Genomic DNA, 19,671 nt, shown 5'->3' with positions numbered 1-19,671 from the left:
GAAGCTTACAGCTTGGAGCTTGAATGTAATGAGCCACCAATCTGATCTGATCAGCGAGGACATCCTCGCTTACCTGGCCCAGCACGAACGTAAAGAGCTGCTGCGCTTCCTTACCTGCGGTAACGTCGACGACGGCAAGAGCACCCTGATCGGGCGCCTGCTGCACGACTCGAAGATGATCTACGAAGACCATCTGGAAGCCATCACCCGCGACTCGAAGAAAGTCGGCACCACCGGTGACGATATCGACCTGGCGCTGCTGGTCGACGGCCTGCAGGCCGAGCGCGAGCAAGGCATCACCATCGATGTGGCCTACCGCTACTTCTCCACCGCCAAGCGCAAGTTCATCATCGCCGACACCCCGGGCCACGAGCAGTACACCCGCAACATGGCCACCGGTGCGTCGACCTGCGACCTGGCGATCATCCTGGTCGATGCCCGCTACGGCGTGCAGACCCAGACCCGCCGGCACAGCTACATTGCCTCGTTGCTGGGCATCAAGCACATCGTCGTCGCGGTCAACAAGATGGACCTCAAAGGCTTTGACGAGGGCGTGTTCGAGAGCATCAAGGCCGACTACCTGAAGTTCGCCGAAGCCATCAACATGAGCCCGAGCAGCCTGCACTTCGTGCCGATGTCGGCGCTCAAGGGCGACAACGTGGTCAACCGCAGCGAGCGTTCGCCGTGGTACACGGGCCCGGCGTTGATGGAAATCCTCGAAACCGTCGAAGTCGCGGCCGACCGCAACTTCACCGACCTGCGCTTCCCGGTGCAGTACGTCAACCGGCCGAACCTGAACTTCCGTGGCTTCGCCGGTACCCTGGCCAGCGGCGTGGTGCACAAGGGCGATGAAATCGTCGTGCTACCGTCGGGCAAGAGCAGCCGGGTCAAGTCCATCGTCACCTTCGAAGGCGAGCTGGAAAACGCCGGCCCCGGCCAGGCCGTGACCCTGACCATGGAAGACGAGATCGACATCTCCCGTGGCGACCTGCTGGTGCACGCCGACAACGTCCCGCCGGTGACCGACCAGTTCGACGCCATGCTGGTATGGATGGCTGAAGAGCCGATGCTGCCGGGCAAAAAATACGACATCAAGCGCGCCACCAGCTATGTGCCGGGCTCGATTGCCAGCATCGCCCACAAGGTCGATGTCAACACCCTGGAGCAGGGCGCCGCCAGTGCCCTGCAGCTCAACGAGATCGGCAAGGTCAAGGTCAGCCTCGATGCGCCGATCGCGCTGGACGGCTATGACAGCAACCGCACCACCGGTGCCTTTATTGTCATCGACCGCCTGACCAACGGCACCGTCGGTGCCGGCATGATCATCGCGCCACCGGTTGTGCCCCATGGCAGCGTTGGCCAGCACGGCAAACTGGCCCACGTGGACACCGCAGAACGTGCCCTGCGTTTCGGTCAGCAGCCAGCCACCGTGCTGTTCAGCGGCCTCTCGGGCGCGGGCAAGAGCACCCTGGCCTATGCCGTGGAGCGCAAGCTGTTCGACATGGGCCGTGCGGTGTATGTGCTCGATGGCCAGAACCTGCGCCACGACCTGAACAAAGGCTTGCCGCAGGACCGCGCCGGGCGCACCGAGAACTGGCGCCGTGCCGCGCACGTTGCGCGTCAGTTCAACGAAGCCGGCCTGCTGACCCTGGCCGCCTTCGTCGCCCCGGACGCCGAAGGCCGCGAACAGGCCAAGGCGCTGATCGGCAAGGAACGCCTGCTCACGGTCTACGTCCAGGCTTCGCCTCTGGCGTGCCGCGAGCGTGACCCTCAGGGCCTGTATGCCGCCGGCGGCGACAACATCCCGGGCGAGAGCTTCCCGTATGACGTACCGCTGGATGCGGACCTGGTGATCGACACCCAGAACGTCAGCCTGGAAGACGGCGTCAAGCAGGTGCTGGAGCTGCTGCGCAAGCGTGGCGCGATCTAAGCGCTGGCGCTGAACAAGAAGCCCCACTTCGGTGGGGCTTTTTGTTGGCCGAATTCACCGCACGGCAGGAGCGGGCTTGCCCCGCGAAGGGCCCTCATCTGATAGAGCTCGGTGCCAGCGGCCTCGATAATGTTCTCGATCAGCAATTCGAACTCGGTTGCCGTGTAATCAGCAAAGCTGCTCTGGAGCAATATCTTGCTGATCACCTTAGAGGCTGATGCATTTTTGGGTGTCAGGATTCGCAGGTTGTCCAGGTCATACAGTGCACCGCCCTCGCTCGTTGGCACGATATGGCGCATTTCATAAGAACGGCGATTCTTGACCGTTTCTGAAAATGGCGCGCGGGGTGGCAGTTGGAGTCAGGATTTTCTGAGCAGTGAGAAAATTGCTTCCTACAGGGCGATGCAGTGGGAAAATCGCGGGGCAAGCCCGCTCCCACATTGTAGGAACGGGATTTGAATTCAGATGTGCTTTTCCGACACCGGAATCACCCGCTTCTCCTTCACTGCCTTGAACGAGAAGCTCGAGTAAATCTCTTTCACCCCGGGCAAGGTCTGCAGCACTTCGCGGGCAAACTCACCGAATGACTCAAGGTCGCGGGCAAGGATTTCCAGCAGGAAGTCATAACGCCCGGAGATGTTGTGGCAGGCGACGATTTCGGGGATTTCCATCAGCCGCTGCTCGAAGGCGCGGGCCATTTCCTTGCTGTGCGAGTCCATCATGATGCTAACGAAAGCGGTTACGCCAAAGCCCAGCGACTTGGGCGAGAGGATGGCCTGGTAGCCGATGATGTAGCCGGCTTCTTCCAGTAGCTTGATCCGTCGCCAGCACGGCGAGGTGGTCAGTGCGACCTGGTCGGCCAGCTCGGAAACCGTCAAGCGCGCGTTGTCTTGCAAGGCCGCGAGCAACGCTCGATCGGTGCGATCGATGGTTGTAGGCATGTTTTACCCTCCGTGGTCTGAAATCGTTGTTTTTATGTCAATAACCTTCCGCAAGGACGGCTACATTTGGAAAAAAATCAGCACCTCAGTGGCATAAGCTTATAACAAACCACTAGAGGCTGTTTGCCATGAGCGGCTCCAATAACAATTCAGGTTTTGCCACCCGCGCCATTCACCACGGTTACGATCCACTGGAACACAGTGGTGCCCTGGTGCCACCGATCTACCAGACCGCGACCTTTGCTTTTCCGACCGTCGAGTACGGCGCTGCCTGCTTCGCCGGGGAACAGGCCGGACATTTCTACAGCCGGATTTCCAACCCTACCCTGGCCTTGCTGGAACAACGCATGGCCTCGCTCGAAGGCGGCGAAGCCGGCCTGGCGCTGGCCTCGGGGATGGGCGCGATTACCGCGACCCTGTGGACCCTGCTGCGCCCCGGCGACGAGGTGCTGGTGGGGCGCACCCTGTACGGCTGCACCTTTGCCTTTTTACACCATGGTATCGGCGAGTTCGGGGTCAAGGTCAGGCATGTCGACATGAGCGACCTGCAGGCTGTCGCTGCGGCGATCAACGGCAATACCCGGGTGATCTATTTCGAAACCCCGGCCAACCCCAATATGCAGATGACCGATATCGCTGCCGTGGCCGCGCTTGCGCACCAGCACGATATCAGCGTGGTGGTCGACAACACTTACTGCACGCCGTACCTGCAGCGACCCCTGGAGCTGGGCGCCGACCTGGTGGTGCATTCGGCGACCAAGTACCTCAGTGGCCATGGCGATATCACTGCCGGCCTGGTGGTGGGACGCAAGGCGTTGGTGGACAGGATTCGTCTGGAAGGCTTGAAGGACATGACCGGTGCAGTGATGTCTCCCCATGACGCCGCCTTGCTGATGCGCGGGATGAAAACCCTGAACTTGCGCATGGAGCGCCACTGCAGCAACGCCCAGGCCATTGCCGAATACCTCGAGCAACAGCCGGAAGTTGAAATGCTCAATTACCCCGGCCTGCCCGGCTTTGCTCAATATGAGCTGGCCCAGCGGCAGATGCGTTTGCCGGGCGGCATGATCGCCTTTGAGCTCAAGGGCGGCATCACTGCCGGCAGGCGTTTCATGAATGCCCTGCAGTTGTTCAGCCGTGCCGTCAGCCTTGGCGATGCCGAATCGCTGGCCCAACACCCGGCAAGCATGACCCACTCCAGCTATACCCCAGAGGAGCGTGCGCAGTACGGCATTTCCGAAGGGCTGGTACGCCTGTCGGTGGGCCTGGAGGACATCGACGACCTGCTGGCGGATATTCAACAGGCGCTCAAGGCCTGCGCCTAACCTTTCACGGACGAGGTCAATGCAATGGTGGCAATGATGAACCTTGTGCCTGGCGAAGGTGTGCCGCGGCGCCCGGGCGATCCACAGCAGGACAGCGACCCGGGGGAAACCGCCGAATGGCTGGACGCACTGGATTCGACCCTGCTGCACTGCGGCCCGGAGCGTGCGCGGTTTCTGCTGCAGCAACTGCAAACCCATGCCCGTGAGCTGGGTCTGGAGCGCGGGGCCCAGGCCTTTTCGGCCTATCGCAATAGCTTGTCGGTGGAGCAGCAGGGCGTCTATCCGGGTGATCTGGAGCTCGATGAGCGCATCACCAGCATCCTGCGCTGGAACGCCCTGGCCATGGTCATGCGGGCCAACCACGCTTATGGCGACCTCGGCGGGCACATCGCCAGTTATGCCTCGGCCGCAGAGATTTTCGAAGTCGGTTTCCAGCACTTTTTTCGCGGTGAGGCCGGTGGCGAGCAACGCAGCGCTGACCTGGTGTTCTTCCAGCCGCATTCGGCGCCGGGCATTTATGCCCGGGCCTTCCTTGAAGGACGTTTGAGCGAAGAGCAACTGGCCAGCTATCGCCAGGAAGTGGCTGGCAAGGGCCTGTGCTCCTACCCACATCCGTGGCTGATGCCGGACTTCTGGCAGTTTCCGACAGGCTCCATGGGCATCGGCCCACTCAACGCGATCTACCAGGCGCGGTTCATGCGCTACCTGCACAACCGCCAGTTGCTCGATACCAGTGCCCGGCACGTCTGGGGGGTGTTTGGCGATGGCGAGATGGACGAGCCGGAGTCGATTGCCGGCCTGACCCTGGCCGCCCGCGAGCAACTGGACAACCTGACCTTCGTGGTCAACTGCAACCTGCAGCGCCTGGACGGCCCGGTGCGCGGCAACGGCCAGATCATCCAGGAACTGGAGGCGCTGTTCAGTGGCGCCGGCTGGAACGTGATCAAGGTGCTCTGGGGCTCGGAGTGGGACGCATTGTTCGCTCGTGACACCGAGCACGTGCTGTTGCGCCAGTTGGCGGCGACCCCGGACGGGCAGTTCCAGAACCTTGGGGCCAAAGATGGCGCCTACAACCTCGAGCACTTTTTCAACCAGCAACCGGCCTTGCAAAAGCTGGTGGAGCACATGAGCTCGGCCGAGATCAATGCGTTGAAACGCGGTGGCCACGATTTTCGCAAACTGTACGCCGCCTTCGCCGCCGCCAAGGCCTGCAAGGGCCGGCCAACGGTTATTCTGGCCAAGACCAAGAAGGGCTACGGCATGAGCGCCGCCGGTGAATCGCGAATGACCGCGCACCAGGCCAAGAAGCTCGACGTGCAGGCCTTGCTGGCCTTTCGTGATCGTTTTCATTTGCCGCTGTCGGACGCGCAGGTCGAACAGTTGCAGTTCTATCGACCGGACCAAGACAGCGCAGAAATGCGCTACCTGCGCGAGCGGCGGGAAGCTCTGGGTGGGCCGCTGCCTGCTCGGCGCAGCGACGTACGCCCGGTGCCGGTGCCAGCGCTGGAGGCCATGGGCGGCTTCGCCCTGCAGGCCGACGGCAAGGAAATGTCCACCACCATGGCCGCCGTGCGCATGCTCAGCGCCTGGCTCAAGGCGCCGCAGCTGGGGCCGCGGGTGGTGCCGATAGTCGCCGACGAGGCGCGCACCTTCGGCATGGCCAGCCTGTTCCGGCAGATCGGCATCTACTCGCCCCAGGGGCAATGCTACGAGCCGGAAGACGCAGGGTCGTTGCTGTCCTACAAGGAAGCGCGCGATGGCCAGTTGCTGGAGGAAGGTATTACCGAAGCCGGGGCGATTTCTTCCTGGGTGGCGGCGGCAACGTCCTACGCGGTGCATGGCGAACCGATGCTGCCGGTGTACATCTATTACTCGATGTTCGGCTTTCAACGCGTCGGTGACCTGATCTGGGCCGCCGCCGACCAGCGCGCCCGTGGCCTGCTGCTGGGCGCCACTGCCGGGCGCACCACGCTGGGCGGAGAGGGGCTGCAGCACCAGGACGGTTCAAGCCTGGTGATGGCCTCGATGGTGCCCAACTGCCGGGCCTGGGAGCCGTGCTTTGCTGGCGAGCTGGCGGTGATCCTCGAGTACGCGGCGCGGCGCATGCTCACTGAACAGTGCGATGAATTTCATTATGTCGCGGTGATGAACGAAAACTATCCACAGCCGTCCCTGCCGGCGCAGGTGCATGAAGAGGTTTTGCGCGGCATGTACCGTTATGTCGAACAGCAGCTGCCGGCTGCCCAGGGGCGGGTGCGCCTGCTGGGCTCCGGGGCGATTCTGCGCGAGGTGATTGCTGCCAGTGAACTGCTGGCCAGCGACTGGCAGGTTGCCAGTGAAGTGTTCAGTGTCACCAGCTTCAGCGAGCTGGCGCGTGAGGCGCGGGATGTAGATCGCGCCAGTCGGTTGGGGCAGGGCAGTGCTGATCTGAGCCATGTGCAGCGCTGCCTGGATGGTGACGCGCCGGTGATTGCGGCAACCGATTACGTGCGGGCCTGGCCGCAATTGATTGCTGAATATGTACAGGCACCTTATGTGACGCTGGGTACCGACGGTTTCGGCCGCAGTGATACCCGCCAGCAGCTGCGGCGTTTCTTCGAGGTCGATCGTTTCAGCATTGTTCTGGCAAGCCTGCACAGCCTGGTGCGCCAGGGTGGAGTTGAGCGGCGGGTGCTGGATGAGGCGCGGGAGAAGTATGGCTACCGGGAGGGGGAGGCGCCTTGGTATTGCTGAGGCTCATCACGGGGCAAGCCCGCTCTTGCAGGCTGCAACAGCAGCCATAATAAAAAACCCCGCCAGTTGGCGGGGTTTGCATTTTTAACGCTTGAGCCCGTAATGCTCATCGAGCATGCCCGGTGCGTTGGGCGCTTTCGGTGCGTAGTCGCGCGGCACCTCGGTGTCCTTCGGCGGGGTCAGGCGATCACGCGCAGGCTGCACGGCTTCAGAGTGCAGGGCGGCCAGCAGGCGCTGGCGGGTGAGTTCGTCCAGGGCCAGGCGGTTGGCGCCCTCGGCCAGGTGATCCTGGACGTCCTGGTAACTTTGGGTCAGCTTTTTGACCAGCGCAGCCGTACTGTTGAAGTGAGTAACCACCTCATTCTGGTAGCTGTCGAAACGTTCCTGGATATCATCCAGCTGACGCTGGGTGCTGCTCGGTGCGGCATTGGGCAGCAGGCGGGCGACCAGGAAACCAACGACGACACCCACGACGAGGGCCAGGGTCGGCAACAACCAAACTAAGAGCGAGAGTTCCACGAGTCCTTCCTCTATAAACGGCTTTGCTTTACGTTAACGGCTCGGACCTGCGCTGTATACCGCGAACGATCGCAAATATCTCAGACAGAATCATTCAGCTAGACGAGTCGACCCTTTCCGAGGTCACGGAGTTTATCCTTGCTTATCCGCGAAACCCCCGTATTCATCGATGGCCCGGTCGGCCAACTGGAAGCCTTGTACCTTGATGTTGCCGACGCCCGTGGCGTGGTGTTGCTGTGTCACCCTAACCCGGTGCAGGGCGGGACCATGACCAACAAGGTGGTGTCGATGCTGCAGCGCACCGCCCGCGATGCCGGTTACATCACCTTGCGATTCAACTATCGTGGTGTCGGTGCCAGCGCTGGCAACCATGACATGGGCAGCGGCGAAGTGGACGATGCTCAGGCGGCGGCGACCTGGCTGCTGGAACAACATCCGCAGATGCCCCTGACCCTGATGGGTTTTTCATTCGGCGGCTTTGTTGCGGCCAGCCTCGGCGGGCGTCTTGAAGCAAGCGGTATCGAATTGAAGCACCTGTTCATGGTTGCGCCAGCGGTGATGCGCCTGCAGGATCACGACACCTTGCCACAAGGCTGCGCGCTGAGCGTGATCCAGCCGCAAACCGACGAAGTGATCGATCCGCAGATCGTCTACGCTTGGTCCGGCGCACTGCCACGCCCCCATGAGCTGCTGAAAGTGGCAGAATGCGGACACTTTTTCCATGGCAAGCTCACCGACCTCAAGGAACTGGTGCTGCCACGCCTTTCGAACTGATACAAGCCTGATAAGCGATTACCCATGACTACGCGCATCCTTACCGGTATCACCACCACGGGCACGCCTCACCTGGGCAACTACGCCGGTGCCATCCGCCCGGCGATCCTCGCCAGCCGTGAGCCGGGTGTCGACTCGTTCTATTTTCTGGCCGACTACCACGCCCTGATCAAATGCGACGACCCGCAGCGCATCCAGCGCTCGCGCCTGGAAATCGCCGCGACCTGGCTGGCCGGTGGCCTGGACCCGGAGCGAGTGACTTTCTATCGTCAGTCCGACATCCCCGAGATTCCCGAGCTGACCTGGCTGCTGACCTGCGTTGCGGCCAAGGGCCTGCTCAACCGCGCGCACGCCTACAAGGCGTCGGTGGACAAGAACGTCGAGAACGGCGAAGACCCGGATGCCGGCATCAGCATGGGCCTGTACAGCTACCCGGTACTGATGGCCGCCGACATCCTGATGTTCAACGCCAACAAGGTGCCAGTCGGCCGTGACCAGATCCAGCACGTGGAAATGGCCCGCGACATCGGCCAGCGCTTCAACCACCTGTTCGGCCAGGGCAAGGAATTCTTCGCCATGCCCGAAGCGCTGATCGAAGAAAGCGTCGCCACCCTGCCGGGCCTGGACGGGCGCAAGATGTCCAAGAGCTACGACAACACCATCCCGTTGTTCACCAGCGCCAAGGACATGAAGGATGCCATCTCGCGCATCGTCACCGACTCCCGCGCCCCGGGCGAAGCCAAGGATCCGGACAACGCGCACCTGTTCACCCTGTTCCAGGCCTTCGCCACTGCCTCCCAGGCCGATGAGTTTCGCAGCGAACTGCTCCAGGGCCTGGGTTGGGGCGAAGCCAAGCAGCGCCTGTTCCAGTTGCTCGATGGCCAGCTGAGCGAGCCGCGCGAGCGTTATCACCAGTTGATCAGCCGCCCGGCCGACCTTGAGGACATCCTCCTGGCCGGCGCGCAAAAAGCCCGCAAGGTGGCCACGCCGTTCCTTGAGGAGCTGCGCGAAGCGGTCGGCCTGCGCTCGTTCCGTAACGTCGAGCAGGCCACGGCCCAGGTCAAGAAGAAGGCGGCCAAGACCGCGCGCTTTGTCAGCTTCCGCGAAGACGACGGCAGCTTCCGCTTCCGCCTGCTGGCGGCCGATGGCGAGCAACTGCTGTTGTCGCGCAACTTCGCCGACGGCAAGACCGCAGGTGCTGTGAGCAAGCAACTGCAGCAGGGCGGCGAGCTTGACGTGCGCCACGAAGGCCTGGGCTTCAGCCTGTGGCTGGAAGGCGAGTGCGTTGGCGACGGCCCGCAGTTTGCCGACGGCGCCGCCCGCGACAGCGCCATCGAAACCCTGCGCGCGGCCCTGGTGCCCCAGCAGGACTGAACGGCTTATCGGAAGTCTGATTGCCATTATCCCGGGCCGTCGCTACAGTGACGGCCCGTTTTTGTTACCTTGCTAACGAATTATGACGCCCCTAGAACGATATCAAGCAGATCTGAAACGTCCCGAATTCTTCCATGACGCGGCGCAGGAAACTGCAGTGCGTCATCTGCAGCGCCTGTACGACGATCTGATCGCGGCGCAGAACAACAAGCCGGGTGTGTTCGGCAAGTTGTTCGGCAAGAAGGACCAGGCACCGGTCAAGGGCTTGTATTTCTGGGGTGGGGTAGGCCGCGGCAAGACCTACCTGGTCGATACCTTCTTTGAAGCGCTGCCGTTCAAGCAGAAGGTGCGCACGCACTTCCACCGCTTCATGAAGCGCGTCCACGAGGAAATGAAAACCCTCAAGGGCGAGAAGAACCCGCTGACCATCATCGCCAAGCGCTTCTCCGACGAGGCCCGGGTGATCTGCTTCGATGAGTTCTTCGTCTCCGACATTACCGATGCGATGATCCTCGGCACCCTGATGGAGGAGCTGTTCAAGAACGGCGTGACCCTGGTGGCCACCTCCAACATCGTCCCTGACGGCCTGTACAAGGACGGCCTGCAGCGCGCACGCTTCCTGCCGGCGATTGCCCTGATCAAGCAGAACACCGAGATCGTCAACGTCGACAGCGGCGTCGACTATCGCCTGCGGCACCTGGAACAAGCCGAGCTGTTCCACTTCCCGCTCGACGAAGCGGCCCACGAAAGCCTGCGCAAAAGCTTCAAGGCACTGACCCCGGAGTGCACCCAGGCGGTCGAGAACGATGTGCTGGTGATCGAGAACCGCGAAATCCGAGCCCTGCGTACCTGTGACGACGTGGCCTGGTTCGAATTCCGCGAACTGTGCGACGGCCCGCGCAGCCAGAACGACTACATCGAACTGGGCAAGATCTTCCATGCCGTGCTGCTCAGCGGCGTCGAGCAGATGAGCGTCGCCACCGACGACATCGCCCGACGCTTCATCAACATGGTCGACGAGTTCTATGACCGCAACGTCAAGCTGATCATCTCGGCCGAGGTTGAACTCAAGGACCTGTACACCGGTGGTCGCCTGACCTTCGAGTTCCAGCGCACCCTGAGCCGCCTGCTGGAAATGCAGTCCCACGAATTCCTGTCGCGGGCGCATAAGCCTTAAAAGTAGCTGCAAGTTTCAAGCTTCAAGCTGCAAGCAGGATCAAGAGCCGACCGCGTGCTGCTTTTGATCCTGCTCTTACTTGCCGCTTGTAGCTTATAGCTTGCCGCTGAAGAGGCCTTTCAGGCCTCCTGCATAAACTGCTGCCGATACTGATTCGGCGACAACTCTGTGTGCTGCCTGAACAACCGGGCAAAGAAACTCGCATCGTCATAACCAACTTCATAGCTGATGGTCTTGATGCTTTTGCGTGTGCCCGACAGCAAGCCCTTGGCCGTTTCGATCCGCAGCCGTTGCAGGTAGTGCAGCGGCTTGTCGCCGGTGGCGCTCTGGAAGCGGCGCATGAAGTTGCGGATGCTCATGCCGTGGTTGCGGGCCACGTCCTCGAAGCGGAACTTGTCGGCGAAATGTTCTTCGAGCCAGTGCTGGATCTGCAGGATGATCAAGTCCTGGTGCAGTTTCTGCCCGCCAAAGCCCATGCGCCCCGGGGTGTAGTTGCGCTGTACTTCGTAGAGGATGTCACGGGCCACCGCTTGCGCAACGTTGGCCCCGCAGAAACGCTCGATCAGGTAGATGTACAGGTCGCAGGCCGAGGTGGTGCCGCCGGCGCAATAGAGGTTGTCGGCGTCGGTCAGGTGTTTGTCCTGGTTGAGGCTGACCTTGGGGAAGCGCTCTTCGAACTGGCTGAAGAAGCGCCAGTAGGTGGTCGCCTCCTTGCCGTCGAGCAACCCGGCTTCGGCCAGCCAGAACACGCCGCTGGCCTCGCCGCAGAGCACGGCGCCGCGGGCGTGTTGCTCGCGTAGCCAGGGCAATACTTGCGGGTAGCGCTGGCAGAGGGCATCGAAATCGTCCCAGAACGCCGGCAGGATGATGATGTCGGCCTGCTCCAGGCCGCTGTCGACCGGCAGCATCACTTCGCTGAAGCTGCGCACAGGCTGGCCGTCAGGGCTCACCAGGCGGGTTTCGAACATCGGCTGCAGGCCCAGGCCCAACTGCTTGCTGTAGCGCAGGCTGGCGAGATGGAAGAAATCCTTGGCCTGCATCAGGGTCGATGCGAAGACATTGTCGATGGCCAGGATACTGACGCGCCGCAAGGACGCCGTGGGTTGGGTAAACATCATTTTCTTTATTCTTATAGGGTAGAGTGGTCAATCACCGGCTGGATCGTCTTATTTTTTGGCGATTGTGTCTACCCTCGGTTCCCACCTTGTTGATGGGAACCGGGATTGCGTCTCAGGGCGCGGGGTTGGGCTGGTCCTGATGGATGGCCTCGATGGCCGCCAGCAGCTCGTCGCTGAGCTTGAGGTCGGCGCTTGCCAGGTTGCTGTCCAGTTGCTCGAGGGTGGTGGCACCGATGATGTTGCTGGTCACGAACGGCTGGCGGGTGACGAAGGCCAGGGCCATTTGCGCCGGGTCCAGGCCATGGTCGCGGGCCAGCTTCACGTAGCGGCTGCAGGCAGCCACGGTTTGCGGGTTGGAGTAGCGCGAGAAGCGGCTGAACAGGGTCAGGCGGCCCGCGGCCGGGCGTGCGCCGTTTTCGTACTTGCCCGAGAGCATGCCGAAAGCCAGGGGCGAGTAGGCCAGCAGGCCGCACTGTTCGCGGATGGCGATTTCCGCCAGGCCCACTTCGAAGCTGCGGTTGAGCAGGTTGTAGGGGTTCTGGATCGACACCGCGCGGCTCCAGCCGCGGCTTTCGGCCAGCTGCAGGAACTTCATGGTGCCCCACGGGGTTTCGTTGGACAGGCCGATGTGGCGGATCTTGCCGGCCTTGACCTGCTCGTCGAGCACTTCGAGGGTTTCTTCCAGCGGGGTGAACAGGTCTTGCGGCGCATGCTGGTAACCCAGCTTGCCGAAGAAGTTGGTGCTGCGCTCTGGCCAGTGCAACTGGTAGAGGTCGATCCAGTCGGTCTGCAGGCGCTTGAGGCTGTCGTCCAGGGCGGCGACGATGTGCTGGCGGTTGTGCTTGAGCAGGCCGTCGCGGATATGGTTGATGCCGTTGCCGGGGCCGGCCACCTTGCTGGCCAGGATCCACTGGGCGCGATCGCCGCGCTGCTTGAACCCGTTACCGATCATGCGCTCGGTGGCGGCGTAGGTTTCCGGGCGGGGAGGGACGGGGTACATCTCGGCGGTATCGATGAAATTGATCCCGGCGGCCTTGGCCCGTTCGATCTGGGCGAAGGCCTGGGTCTGGTCGTTCTGCTCGCCCCAGGTCATGCTGCCAAGGCACAGGGCGCTGACGTTGAGGTCGGTTCGGCCCAGCTGGCGATAGTCCATTCGACTGCTTCCTGTCTAAAAGAAGCATAAAAGCAGGTTGAATTTTTTTTCGCAATCTGGATAATTCAGCCCCTCTCCGTGCAGCGGGAGTGATGCCCCGCTCCATAGAAGAACCCTGCCGAATATTGGACGCGCTGACCCGAGCCCCCGATAGCGTCCGTGTGCGGCTGTGTCCTTGACTTGTCAAGGTGCGCACTATCCAGTAAGATCTGCCGTCTTATTTTCGCTGGGCGGCCCCTGAGGCTATAAAGAATGAAAACTTTTACTGCTAAACCGGAAACAGTAAAGCGCGACTGGTTCGTCGTTGACGCTGCTGGCAAGACCCTGGGTCGTCTGGCCACTGAGATCGCGAGCCGTCTGCGTGGCAAGCACAAGCCAGAGTACACTCCTCACGTTGACACCGGCGACTACATCGTCGTCATCAACGCCGAGCAGGTTCGTGTCACTGGTGCCAAGACTTCGGACAAAATGTACTACTCCCACTCCGGCTTCCCGGGCGGTATCAAGGAAATCAACTTCGAGAAGTTGATCGCCAAGGCCCCAGAGCGCGTGATCGAGACCGCGGTTAAAGGCATGCTGCCTAAGAACCCACTGGGTCGCGACATGTACCGTAAGCTGAAAGTCTATGCGGGCGCTACTCACCCTCATACTGCTCAGCAGCCCCAAGAACTGAAGATTTAACGGAATAGTTCATTATGTCGGCGACTCAAAATTACGGCACTGGCCGTCGCAAGACCGCAACCGCTCGCGTTTTCCTGCGTCCAGGTACCGGTAACATCTCCATCAACAACCGTTCTCTGGACGTGTTCTTCGGTCGTGAAACCGCGCGCATGGTAGTACGCCAGCCGCTGGAACTGACCGAGACCACCGAAAAGTTCGACATCTACGTCACCGTTATCGGTGGTGGTGTCAGCGGCCAGGCCGGTGCAATCCGTCACGGTATCACCCGTGCACTGATGGACTACGACGAAACCCTGCGTGGCGCTCTGCGCAAAGCTGGCTACGTCACCCGCGACGCCCGTGAAGTCGAGCGTAAGAAAGTGGGTCTGCGTAAAGCACGTAAGCGTCCTCAGTACTCCAAGCGTTAATTTCGCTTCGGCGTTCAAAAAAAGCCCGGTTCCTGGTGGAACCGGGCTTTTTTTATGTCTTGAATAACTATGCTGTTGTTTACTGTGACAACTTGCCGCATAGACGCAAGTCAAGAGTTACAAGGGATAGCGGGGTGGCACAAGGCTAATCACCTTGTCAGAGAAGGGTCTTTTCATTACCATGCGGCAAATTTTTAGCAGTTCAGAAATTACTTAGTAGATGCCTGTTGCAACAGGCCATAAAGCTGATGGGAGAGGACTGAATGAGCAATGACGGCGTCAATGCAGGCCGGCGTCGCTTCCTCGTAGCAGCCACGTCCGTGGTGGGTGCTGCAGGAGCGGTGGGGGCTGCGGTCCCGTTCGTAGGGTCATGGTTCCCCAGTGCCAAGGCGAAAGCCGCGGGTGCACCGGTGAAGGTCAATATCGCCAAGGTAGAGCCTGGTCAGCAGATGATTGCTGAGTGGCGCGGCCAACCGGTGTTCATCGTCCGTCGTACCGAGGAGATCCTCGGTAACCTCAAGAAGATCACCGGCGACCTCTCCGACCCAGAGTCCAAGGCTTCGGTTCAACCCACTTACGTCGATCCGTCGAACCGCTCGATCAAGCCGGAAATCCTCGTGCTGGTCGGCCTGTGCACCCACCTGGGCTGCTCGCCGACCTTCCGTCCGGAAGTGGCACCTGTCGACCTGGGTCCGAAGTGGGTCGGCGGCTACTTCTGCCCGTGCCACGGCTCCCACTACGACCTGGCTGGCCGCGTCTACAAATCCCAGCCGGCGCCGCTCAATCTGCCAGTGCCGCCGCACTCTTATGAGTCGGACGACATCATTGTCGTCGGCGTCGATCAGGAGAACGCGTGATGAGTAAGTTCATGGATTGGGTTGACGCCCGCTTCCCCGCGACCAAGATGTGGGAAGACCATCTCAGCAAGTATTACGCACCGAAGAACTTCAACTTCTTCTATTTCTTCGGCTCCCTGGCCCTGCTGGTCCTGGTCAACCAGATCGTCACCGGCGTGTGGCTGACCATGAGCTTCACCCCTTCGGCCGAAGAGGCGTTCGCCTCGGTCGAATACATCATGCGTGACGTCGAATACGGCTGGATCCTGCGCTACCTGCACTCCACCGGCGCCTCGGCGTTCTTCATCGTCGTCTACCTGCACATGTTCCGCGGCCTGCTGTACGGCTCGTACCAGAAGCCTCGCGAACTGGTCTGGGTGTTCGGCATGCTGATCTACCTGGCGCTGATGGCCGAAGCGTTCATGGGCTACCTGCTGCCATGGGGCCAGATGTCCTACTGGGGTGCCCAGGTGATCATCTCGCTGTTCGGCGCCATTCCGGTGATCGGCGACGACCTGACCCAGTGGATCCGCGGTGACTACCTGATCTCCGGCATCACCCTGAACCGCTTCTTCGCCCTGCACGTGGTGGCCCTGCCGATCGTCATTCTCGGCCTGGTGGTGCTGCATATCCTGGCGCTGCACGAAGTCGGTTCGAACAACCCTGACGGTGTCGACATCAAGAAGCACAAGGACGAGAACGGCGTGCCGCTGGACGGTATCGCGTTCCACCCTTACTACACCGTGAAGGATATCGTCGGCGTCGTCGTGTTCCTCTTCGTGTTCTGCGCCATCGTGTTTTTCTTCCCGGAAATGGGCGGTTACTTCCTGGAAAAACCGAACTTCGAACAGGCCAACGCCTTCAAGACCCCTGAGCACATTGCCCCGGTCTGGTACTTCACTCCGTTCTACGCGATCTTGCGCGCTGTTCCGGACAAGCTGCTCGGTGTAATTGCCATGGGCGCCGCGATCGCCGTGCTGTTCGTCCTGCCGTGGCTGGATCGCAGCCCGGTCAAGTCCATGCGCTACAAGGGCTGGATGAGCAAGGTCTGGCTGCTGGTGTTCTGCATCTCGTTCGTGATCCTCGGTGTGCTCGGCGTTCTGGCGCCTACCCCGGGCCGTACGCTGCTGTCGCAGGTATGCACCTTCCTGTATTTCGCCTACTTCCTTCTGATGCCGTTCTACACCCGGCTCGAGAAGACCAAACCGGTTCCGGAAAGGGTGACTGGCTGATGAAAAAGCTATTTGCAGTATTGATTCTGGCAGTGATGCCCGCGTTCACCTTCGCCGCCGAACACGGCCTGGAGCTGGACAAGGTCGATATCGACCTCACCGACAAGGCCGCCATGCAGGACGGCGCACGCACCTTCGCCAACTATTGCATGGGTTGCCATAGCGCCAAGTTCCAGCGTTACGAGCGCGTGGCTGACGACCTGGGCATTCCTCACGAGCTGATGCTCGAGAAGCTGGTGTTCACCGGCGCCAAGATTGGCGACCACATGAAGATCGGCATGAAGCCTGAAGATGCCAAGACCTGGTTCGGTGCCGCGCCGCCTGACCTGACCCTGGTTGCCCGGGTCCGTGGTACCGACTGGCTGTACAGCTACCTGCGTAGTTTCTATGAGGACAAGTCGCGTCCGTACGGGGTGAACAACAAGGTTTTCCCCAACGTCGGCATGCCTAACGTGCTGGTTGGCCTGCAGGGCAACCAGGTGATTGGCTGCAAGCAAGTGCAGACCGTGGTCGATGGCAAGAAGCAATACGACCCGCTGACCGGCTCGCCTTTGACTCATGAAGCATGCGACCAGCTGACCGTGGAGCCGAAATCCGGTACCCTGACGCCAGAGCAGTTCGACGAGAAGGTCAAGAACCTGGTGACCTTCCTGGCCTACTCGGCTAACCCGGTCAAACTGGAAAGCCAGCGCATCGGTACCTATGTGCTGCTGTATCTGGCCTTCTTCTTCGTATTCGCTTACCTGCTCAAGCGCGAATACTGGAAGGACGTGCACTGATCACGCAGTAGTTTCTGGTAGTTGAACGCGCCCTGGGGCGCCTCTGGAATCACAGGGGCGCTCGCAGGGCGCGTTTGCATTTGCAGCATTTATAAATTCATACGCGAGGAGGACCACTATGGGCGTGACCAACCGGTTAGCCTGCTACTCCGACCCCGCTGACCATTATTCTCATCGGGTGCGCATCGTTCTCGCCGAGAAGGGTGTCAGTGTCGAGATCATCAACGTCGATCCTGGTCGCCTTCCGCCCAAGCTGGTTGAAGTGAACCCCTATGGCAGCGTGCCAACCCTGGTCGATCGCGACCTGGCGTTGTACGAGTCGACCGTGGTGATGGAATACCTCGATGAACGTTACCCGCACCCGCCATTGTTGCCGGTGTATCCGGTGGCGCGGGCCAACAGCCGCCTGCTGATCCACCGTATCCAGCGCGACTGGTGTGCGCTGGTCGACCTGATACTCGACCCGCGCAGCAAGGAGCCGGCACGGGTACAGGCGCGCAAGGAGCTGCGCGAGAGCCTGACCGGAGTGTCGCCGTTGTTTGCCGACAAGCCTTGTTTCTTGAGTGAGGAGCAAAGTCTGGTCGATTGTTGTCTATTGCCCATACTCTGGCGTTTGCCGGTGTTGGGTATCGAACTGCCGCGGCCGGCCAAGCCGTTGCTCGACTACATGGAGCGACAGTTTGCCCGCGAAGCCTTCCAGGCAAGCCTGTCCGCTGCTGAACGTGAAATGCGCTAGGTTTTAAGGAGCTGTCGATGAACTCCAGTCGCCCCTATTTGGTACGTGCACTCTATGAGTGGATCGTGGACAACGACTGCACACCGCATATGCTGGTCAACGCCGAATACCCGGCCGTCCAGGTACCCCAGAGCTTCGCCAGTGACGGCCAGATCGTCCTCAACATCTCACCCAGTGCCGTACGTCACCTGCACATGGATAACGAGGCTGTGAGCTTCGAGGGCCGCTTTGGCGGCGTTGCTCACACCCTGTTCGTGCCTGCCGGTGCCATCCTCGGTATTTATGCCCGGGAAAACGGCCAGGGTATGGTCTTCGAACTCGAGCCGCCGCTGCTCGATGATGAAGATGAAGAAGACGACAGCGTCGAGCCGGATGACGACGGTCCGCCTGCCGGCGGCCAGCCGCCGCGGCCAAGCGGGCGTCCGAGCTTGAAGGTGGTCAAGTAACAAAAAAGGCGATCCGCATGGATCGCCTTTTTTGTGTCTGCCGGCCTGGATTACAGGTCGGTGATCGTGCGGACCTGGTCCTTGTTGACCTTGATCACCTTGCCATCGAGCTGCTTGAACTCGTAGAAGCCGGCGGCGCGGTCGTAGTGCGGCGCGTCGACTGCCTGGAATTCGCGGCCGTCGTTGAGGGTGATCTGGGTTGGGGTGGAGCAGCCGGCCAGGGTGGCGAAGGCGCCAATCAGCAAGGTTGGCAGCAGGCCGTTTTTCATGGGGACTTCCTAAGGATGGTTGGATCGCGGGGCGCTTGCCCCGCGATGGGTTTATCAGTCGATGTATTCGAACAGCTTGACGATCTTCTGCACGCCCGACACGCCCTGCACCAGGTTGGTGGCGCGCGAGGCTTCCTGCTGGGTCAGCAGGCCGAGCATGTAGACGATGCCGTTTTCGGTGATGACCTTGATGCGTGAACCGGGAATGTTGCTGTCGGTGAGCATCTGGGTCTTGATCTTGGTGGTCAGCCAGGCGTCGTTGTTGCGCGCCAGGATCGAGGAGGGCGGCAGCACCTGCAGCTCGTTATGCACCTTTTTCACCCGCTGGACCTGGCCGGCAGCCTGTTCGGCCAGGCCCTTGAGGTCGGCGCGCGGGGTTTGCCCGGCGAGCAGGACGATGCCGTTGAAGCTGCTGACGACAATGTGCGAGTTCTTGTCCAGGTCAGGGCTGGCCTTGGCGACGTTCACCGCGACTTTGGTTTCGATCAGCGAGTCATCGATCTTGCTGCCGAAGGTGCGGGTGCCGCGGTCGTCCTCGATCGGCTTGTCGCGGGTGGCGGTGAGCACCGAGCTGCAACCGGTGAGGCTCAGGCACAGGGTCAGGGCCATCAGGCCGAGGCGGTTAGGGGTCATTCTTCACTCCCGAACAGTTGGCTGTCGATCAGGTCGCAGAGGCAGTGGATCGCCAGCAGGTGGACTTCCTGGATACGTGCGGTGACGTTGGCCGGTACGCGAATCTCGACGTCTTCAGGCAGCAGCAGCGAGGCCATGCCGCCGCCATCGCGCCCGGTCAGAGCTACGACAATCATTTCGCGATCATGTGCGGCCTGGATCGCCTGAATAATGTTCGCCGAGTTACCGCTGGTCGAAATCGCCAGCAGCACATCGCCGGGCTGGCCCAGGGCGCGGATCTGCTTGGAGAATATTTCGTTGTAGCTGTAGTCGTTGGCGATCGAGGTGATGGTCGAGCTGTCGGTGGTCAGGGCGATGGCCGGCAGGCTCGGGCGCTCACGCTCGAAGCGGTTGAGCAGTTCGGAAGAAAAGTGCTGGGCATCGCCGGCCGAGCCGCCGTTGCCGCAGGCAAGCATCTTGCCCTCGTTGAGCAGCGCATTGACCATGACCTGACTGGCTTGCTCGATGTGTGGTGCAAGGACTTCCATCGCCTGTTGCTTGGTGTTGATGCTGGCCTGAAAAAGCTGGCGAATTCGGGATTGCATGTCCATCAGTGTGACCTTAAGTAG

21 protein-coding genes are annotated in these 19,671 nt (G+C 61.1%); 13 read left to right on the top strand and 8 right to left on the bottom strand.

Annotated features, from left to right (window positions below; genetic code table 11):
- Positions 1-28 precede the first annotated feature (28 nt).
- Positions 29-1,930, top strand: a complete 1,902-nt coding sequence (gene cysN, locus LOY54_RS22590) for a sulfate adenylyltransferase subunit CysN (RefSeq protein ID WP_045197276.1) — start codon at positions 29-31, stop codon at positions 1,928-1,930.
- Here the strand turns inward: cysN and LOY54_RS22585 are convergent.
- Positions 1,927-2,283 carry a hypothetical protein gene (locus tag LOY54_RS22585; protein WP_408980605.1) on the bottom strand — a complete coding sequence of 119 codons (357 nt, stop codon included), beginning with the start codon at positions 2,281-2,283 and terminating at the stop codon, positions 1,927-1,929. The two genes, cysN and LOY54_RS22585, sit on opposite strands and share 4 nt — an antisense overlap.
- A 108-nt stretch (positions 2,284-2,391) precedes the next feature.
- Complete coding sequence (locus LOY54_RS22580; RefSeq protein ID WP_045197280.1) at positions 2,392-2,871, bottom strand: Lrp/AsnC family transcriptional regulator; 480 nt, start codon at positions 2,869-2,871, stop codon at positions 2,392-2,394.
- Between the two features lie 128 nt (positions 2,872-2,999).
- Here LOY54_RS22580 and LOY54_RS22575 point away from each other — a divergent pair, with 128 nt between their 5' ends.
- Both LOY54_RS22575 and mdeB read left to right on the top strand, forming a co-directional pair.
- Entirely contained in the window at positions 3,000-4,196 is a 1,197-nt protein-coding gene (locus tag LOY54_RS22575; protein WP_045197282.1) for a methionine gamma-lyase, read from the top strand.
- A 36-nt stretch (positions 4,197-4,232) separates the two neighbouring features.
- Positions 4,233-6,929: an alpha-ketoglutarate dehydrogenase gene (gene mdeB / locus LOY54_RS22570; protein ID WP_258607970.1), complete on the top strand. Its 2,697-nt coding sequence runs from the start codon at positions 4,233-4,235 to the stop codon at positions 6,927-6,929.
- Between the two features lie 84 nt (positions 6,930-7,013).
- Here mdeB and LOY54_RS22565 read toward each other — a convergent pair whose 3' ends face one another.
- Complete coding sequence (locus tag LOY54_RS22565; protein WP_038998843.1) at positions 7,014-7,448, bottom strand: YhcB family protein; 435 nt, start codon at positions 7,446-7,448, stop codon at positions 7,014-7,016.
- Between the two features lie 138 nt (positions 7,449-7,586).
- On the opposite strand from LOY54_RS22565, the gene LOY54_RS22560 reads away from it, so the two are divergent.
- The 3 genes from LOY54_RS22560 to zapE all read left to right on the top strand — a co-directional run bounded on the left by LOY54_RS22560 (position 7,587) and on the right by zapE (position 10,773).
- A complete protein-coding gene (locus LOY54_RS22560) occupies positions 7,587-8,222 on the top strand; it encodes an alpha/beta hydrolase (protein ID WP_258607968.1) in 636 nt (211 codons plus the stop codon).
- A 24-nt stretch (positions 8,223-8,246) separates the two neighbouring features.
- Positions 8,247-9,596 (top strand): tryptophan--tRNA ligase, encoded by a 1,350-nt coding sequence (locus tag LOY54_RS22555; protein ID WP_045197286.1) that lies wholly within the window; start codon positions 8,247-8,249, stop codon positions 9,594-9,596.
- A gap of 82 nt (positions 9,597-9,678) precedes the next feature.
- On the top strand, positions 9,679-10,773 hold the full coding sequence (zapE, locus tag LOY54_RS22550; protein ID WP_045197288.1) for a cell division protein ZapE: 1,095 nt from the start codon (positions 9,679-9,681) through the stop codon (positions 10,771-10,773).
- Positions 10,774-10,892: 119 nt separating this feature from the next.
- Here the strand turns inward: zapE and LOY54_RS22545 are convergent, their stop codons facing one another.
- Both LOY54_RS22545 and LOY54_RS22540 read right to left on the bottom strand, forming a co-directional pair.
- Positions 10,893-11,813 carry a GlxA family transcriptional regulator gene (locus LOY54_RS22545; protein ID WP_177329159.1) on the bottom strand — a complete coding sequence of 307 codons (921 nt, stop codon included), beginning with the start codon at positions 11,811-11,813 and terminating at the stop codon, positions 10,893-10,895.
- Positions 11,814-12,003: 190 nt separating this feature from the next.
- Entirely contained in the window at positions 12,004-13,044 is a 1,041-nt protein-coding gene (locus tag LOY54_RS22540; RefSeq protein WP_045197290.1) for an NADP(H)-dependent aldo-keto reductase, read from the bottom strand.
- 252 nt (positions 13,045-13,296) lie between these two features.
- Between LOY54_RS22540 and rplM the strand changes: the two genes are divergently transcribed.
- The 7 genes from rplM to LOY54_RS22505 all read left to right on the top strand — a co-directional run bounded on the left by rplM (position 13,297) and on the right by LOY54_RS22505 (position 18,161).
- Entirely contained in the window at positions 13,297-13,725 is a 429-nt protein-coding gene (rplM, locus tag LOY54_RS22535) for a 50S ribosomal protein L13 (RefSeq protein WP_010220758.1), read from the top strand.
- 14 nt (positions 13,726-13,739) lie between these two features.
- Positions 13,740-14,132 (top strand): 30S ribosomal protein S9, encoded by a 393-nt coding sequence (gene rpsI, locus LOY54_RS22530; protein WP_038998850.1) that lies wholly within the window; start codon positions 13,740-13,742, stop codon positions 14,130-14,132.
- A gap of 263 nt (positions 14,133-14,395) precedes the next feature.
- The gene (gene petA / locus LOY54_RS22525; protein WP_010220763.1) at positions 14,396-14,989 is read left to right on the top strand and encodes a ubiquinol-cytochrome c reductase iron-sulfur subunit; all 594 of its coding nucleotides are present in this window, start codon (positions 14,396-14,398) and stop codon (positions 14,987-14,989) included.
- Positions 14,989-16,200 (top strand): cytochrome bc complex cytochrome b subunit, encoded by a 1,212-nt coding sequence (locus LOY54_RS22520; RefSeq protein WP_045197292.1) that lies wholly within the window; start codon positions 14,989-14,991, stop codon positions 16,198-16,200. The genes petA and LOY54_RS22520 overlap by 1 nt, the downstream gene beginning before the upstream one ends.
- On the top strand, positions 16,200-16,979 hold the full coding sequence (locus LOY54_RS22515) for a cytochrome c1 (RefSeq protein ID WP_010220765.1): 780 nt from the start codon (positions 16,200-16,202) through the stop codon (positions 16,977-16,979). Before LOY54_RS22520 ends, LOY54_RS22515 begins: the two co-directional genes overlap by 1 nt.
- Positions 16,980-17,097: 118 nt before the next feature.
- Positions 17,098-17,715, top strand: a complete 618-nt coding sequence (locus tag LOY54_RS22510) for a glutathione S-transferase N-terminal domain-containing protein (protein ID WP_010220766.1) — start codon at positions 17,098-17,100, stop codon at positions 17,713-17,715.
- Positions 17,716-17,732: 17 nt separating this feature from the next.
- Positions 17,733-18,161, top strand: a complete 429-nt coding sequence (locus LOY54_RS22505; protein ID WP_045197293.1) for a ClpXP protease specificity-enhancing factor — start codon at positions 17,733-17,735, stop codon at positions 18,159-18,161.
- Between the two features lie 50 nt (positions 18,162-18,211).
- Here the strand turns inward: LOY54_RS22505 and LOY54_RS22500 are convergent, their stop codons facing one another.
- From LOY54_RS22500 to LOY54_RS22490, 3 genes are read right to left on the bottom strand one after another with little or no spacing between them, the layout of a single operon-like run.
- Positions 18,212-18,430: a YgdI/YgdR family lipoprotein gene (locus LOY54_RS22500; protein WP_045197295.1), complete on the bottom strand. Its 219-nt coding sequence runs from the start codon at positions 18,428-18,430 to the stop codon at positions 18,212-18,214.
- Between the two features lie 54 nt (positions 18,431-18,484).
- On the bottom strand, positions 18,485-19,063 hold the full coding sequence (locus LOY54_RS22495; RefSeq protein ID WP_045197297.1) for a BON domain-containing protein: 579 nt from the start codon (positions 19,061-19,063) through the stop codon (positions 18,485-18,487).
- Positions 19,060-19,653: a phosphoheptose isomerase gene (locus tag LOY54_RS22490; RefSeq protein WP_026001179.1), complete on the bottom strand. Its 594-nt coding sequence runs from the start codon at positions 19,651-19,653 to the stop codon at positions 19,060-19,062. The genes LOY54_RS22495 and LOY54_RS22490 overlap by 4 nt, the downstream gene beginning before the upstream one ends.
- Positions 19,654-19,671: the final 18 nt, after the last annotated feature.

The organism is Pseudomonas sp. B21-032 (assembly GCF_024748965.1).
GTDB lineage: Bacteria > Pseudomonadota > Gammaproteobacteria > Pseudomonadales > Pseudomonadaceae > Aquipseudomonas.
This window is presented reverse-complemented; position numbering and strand designations above follow the sequence as displayed.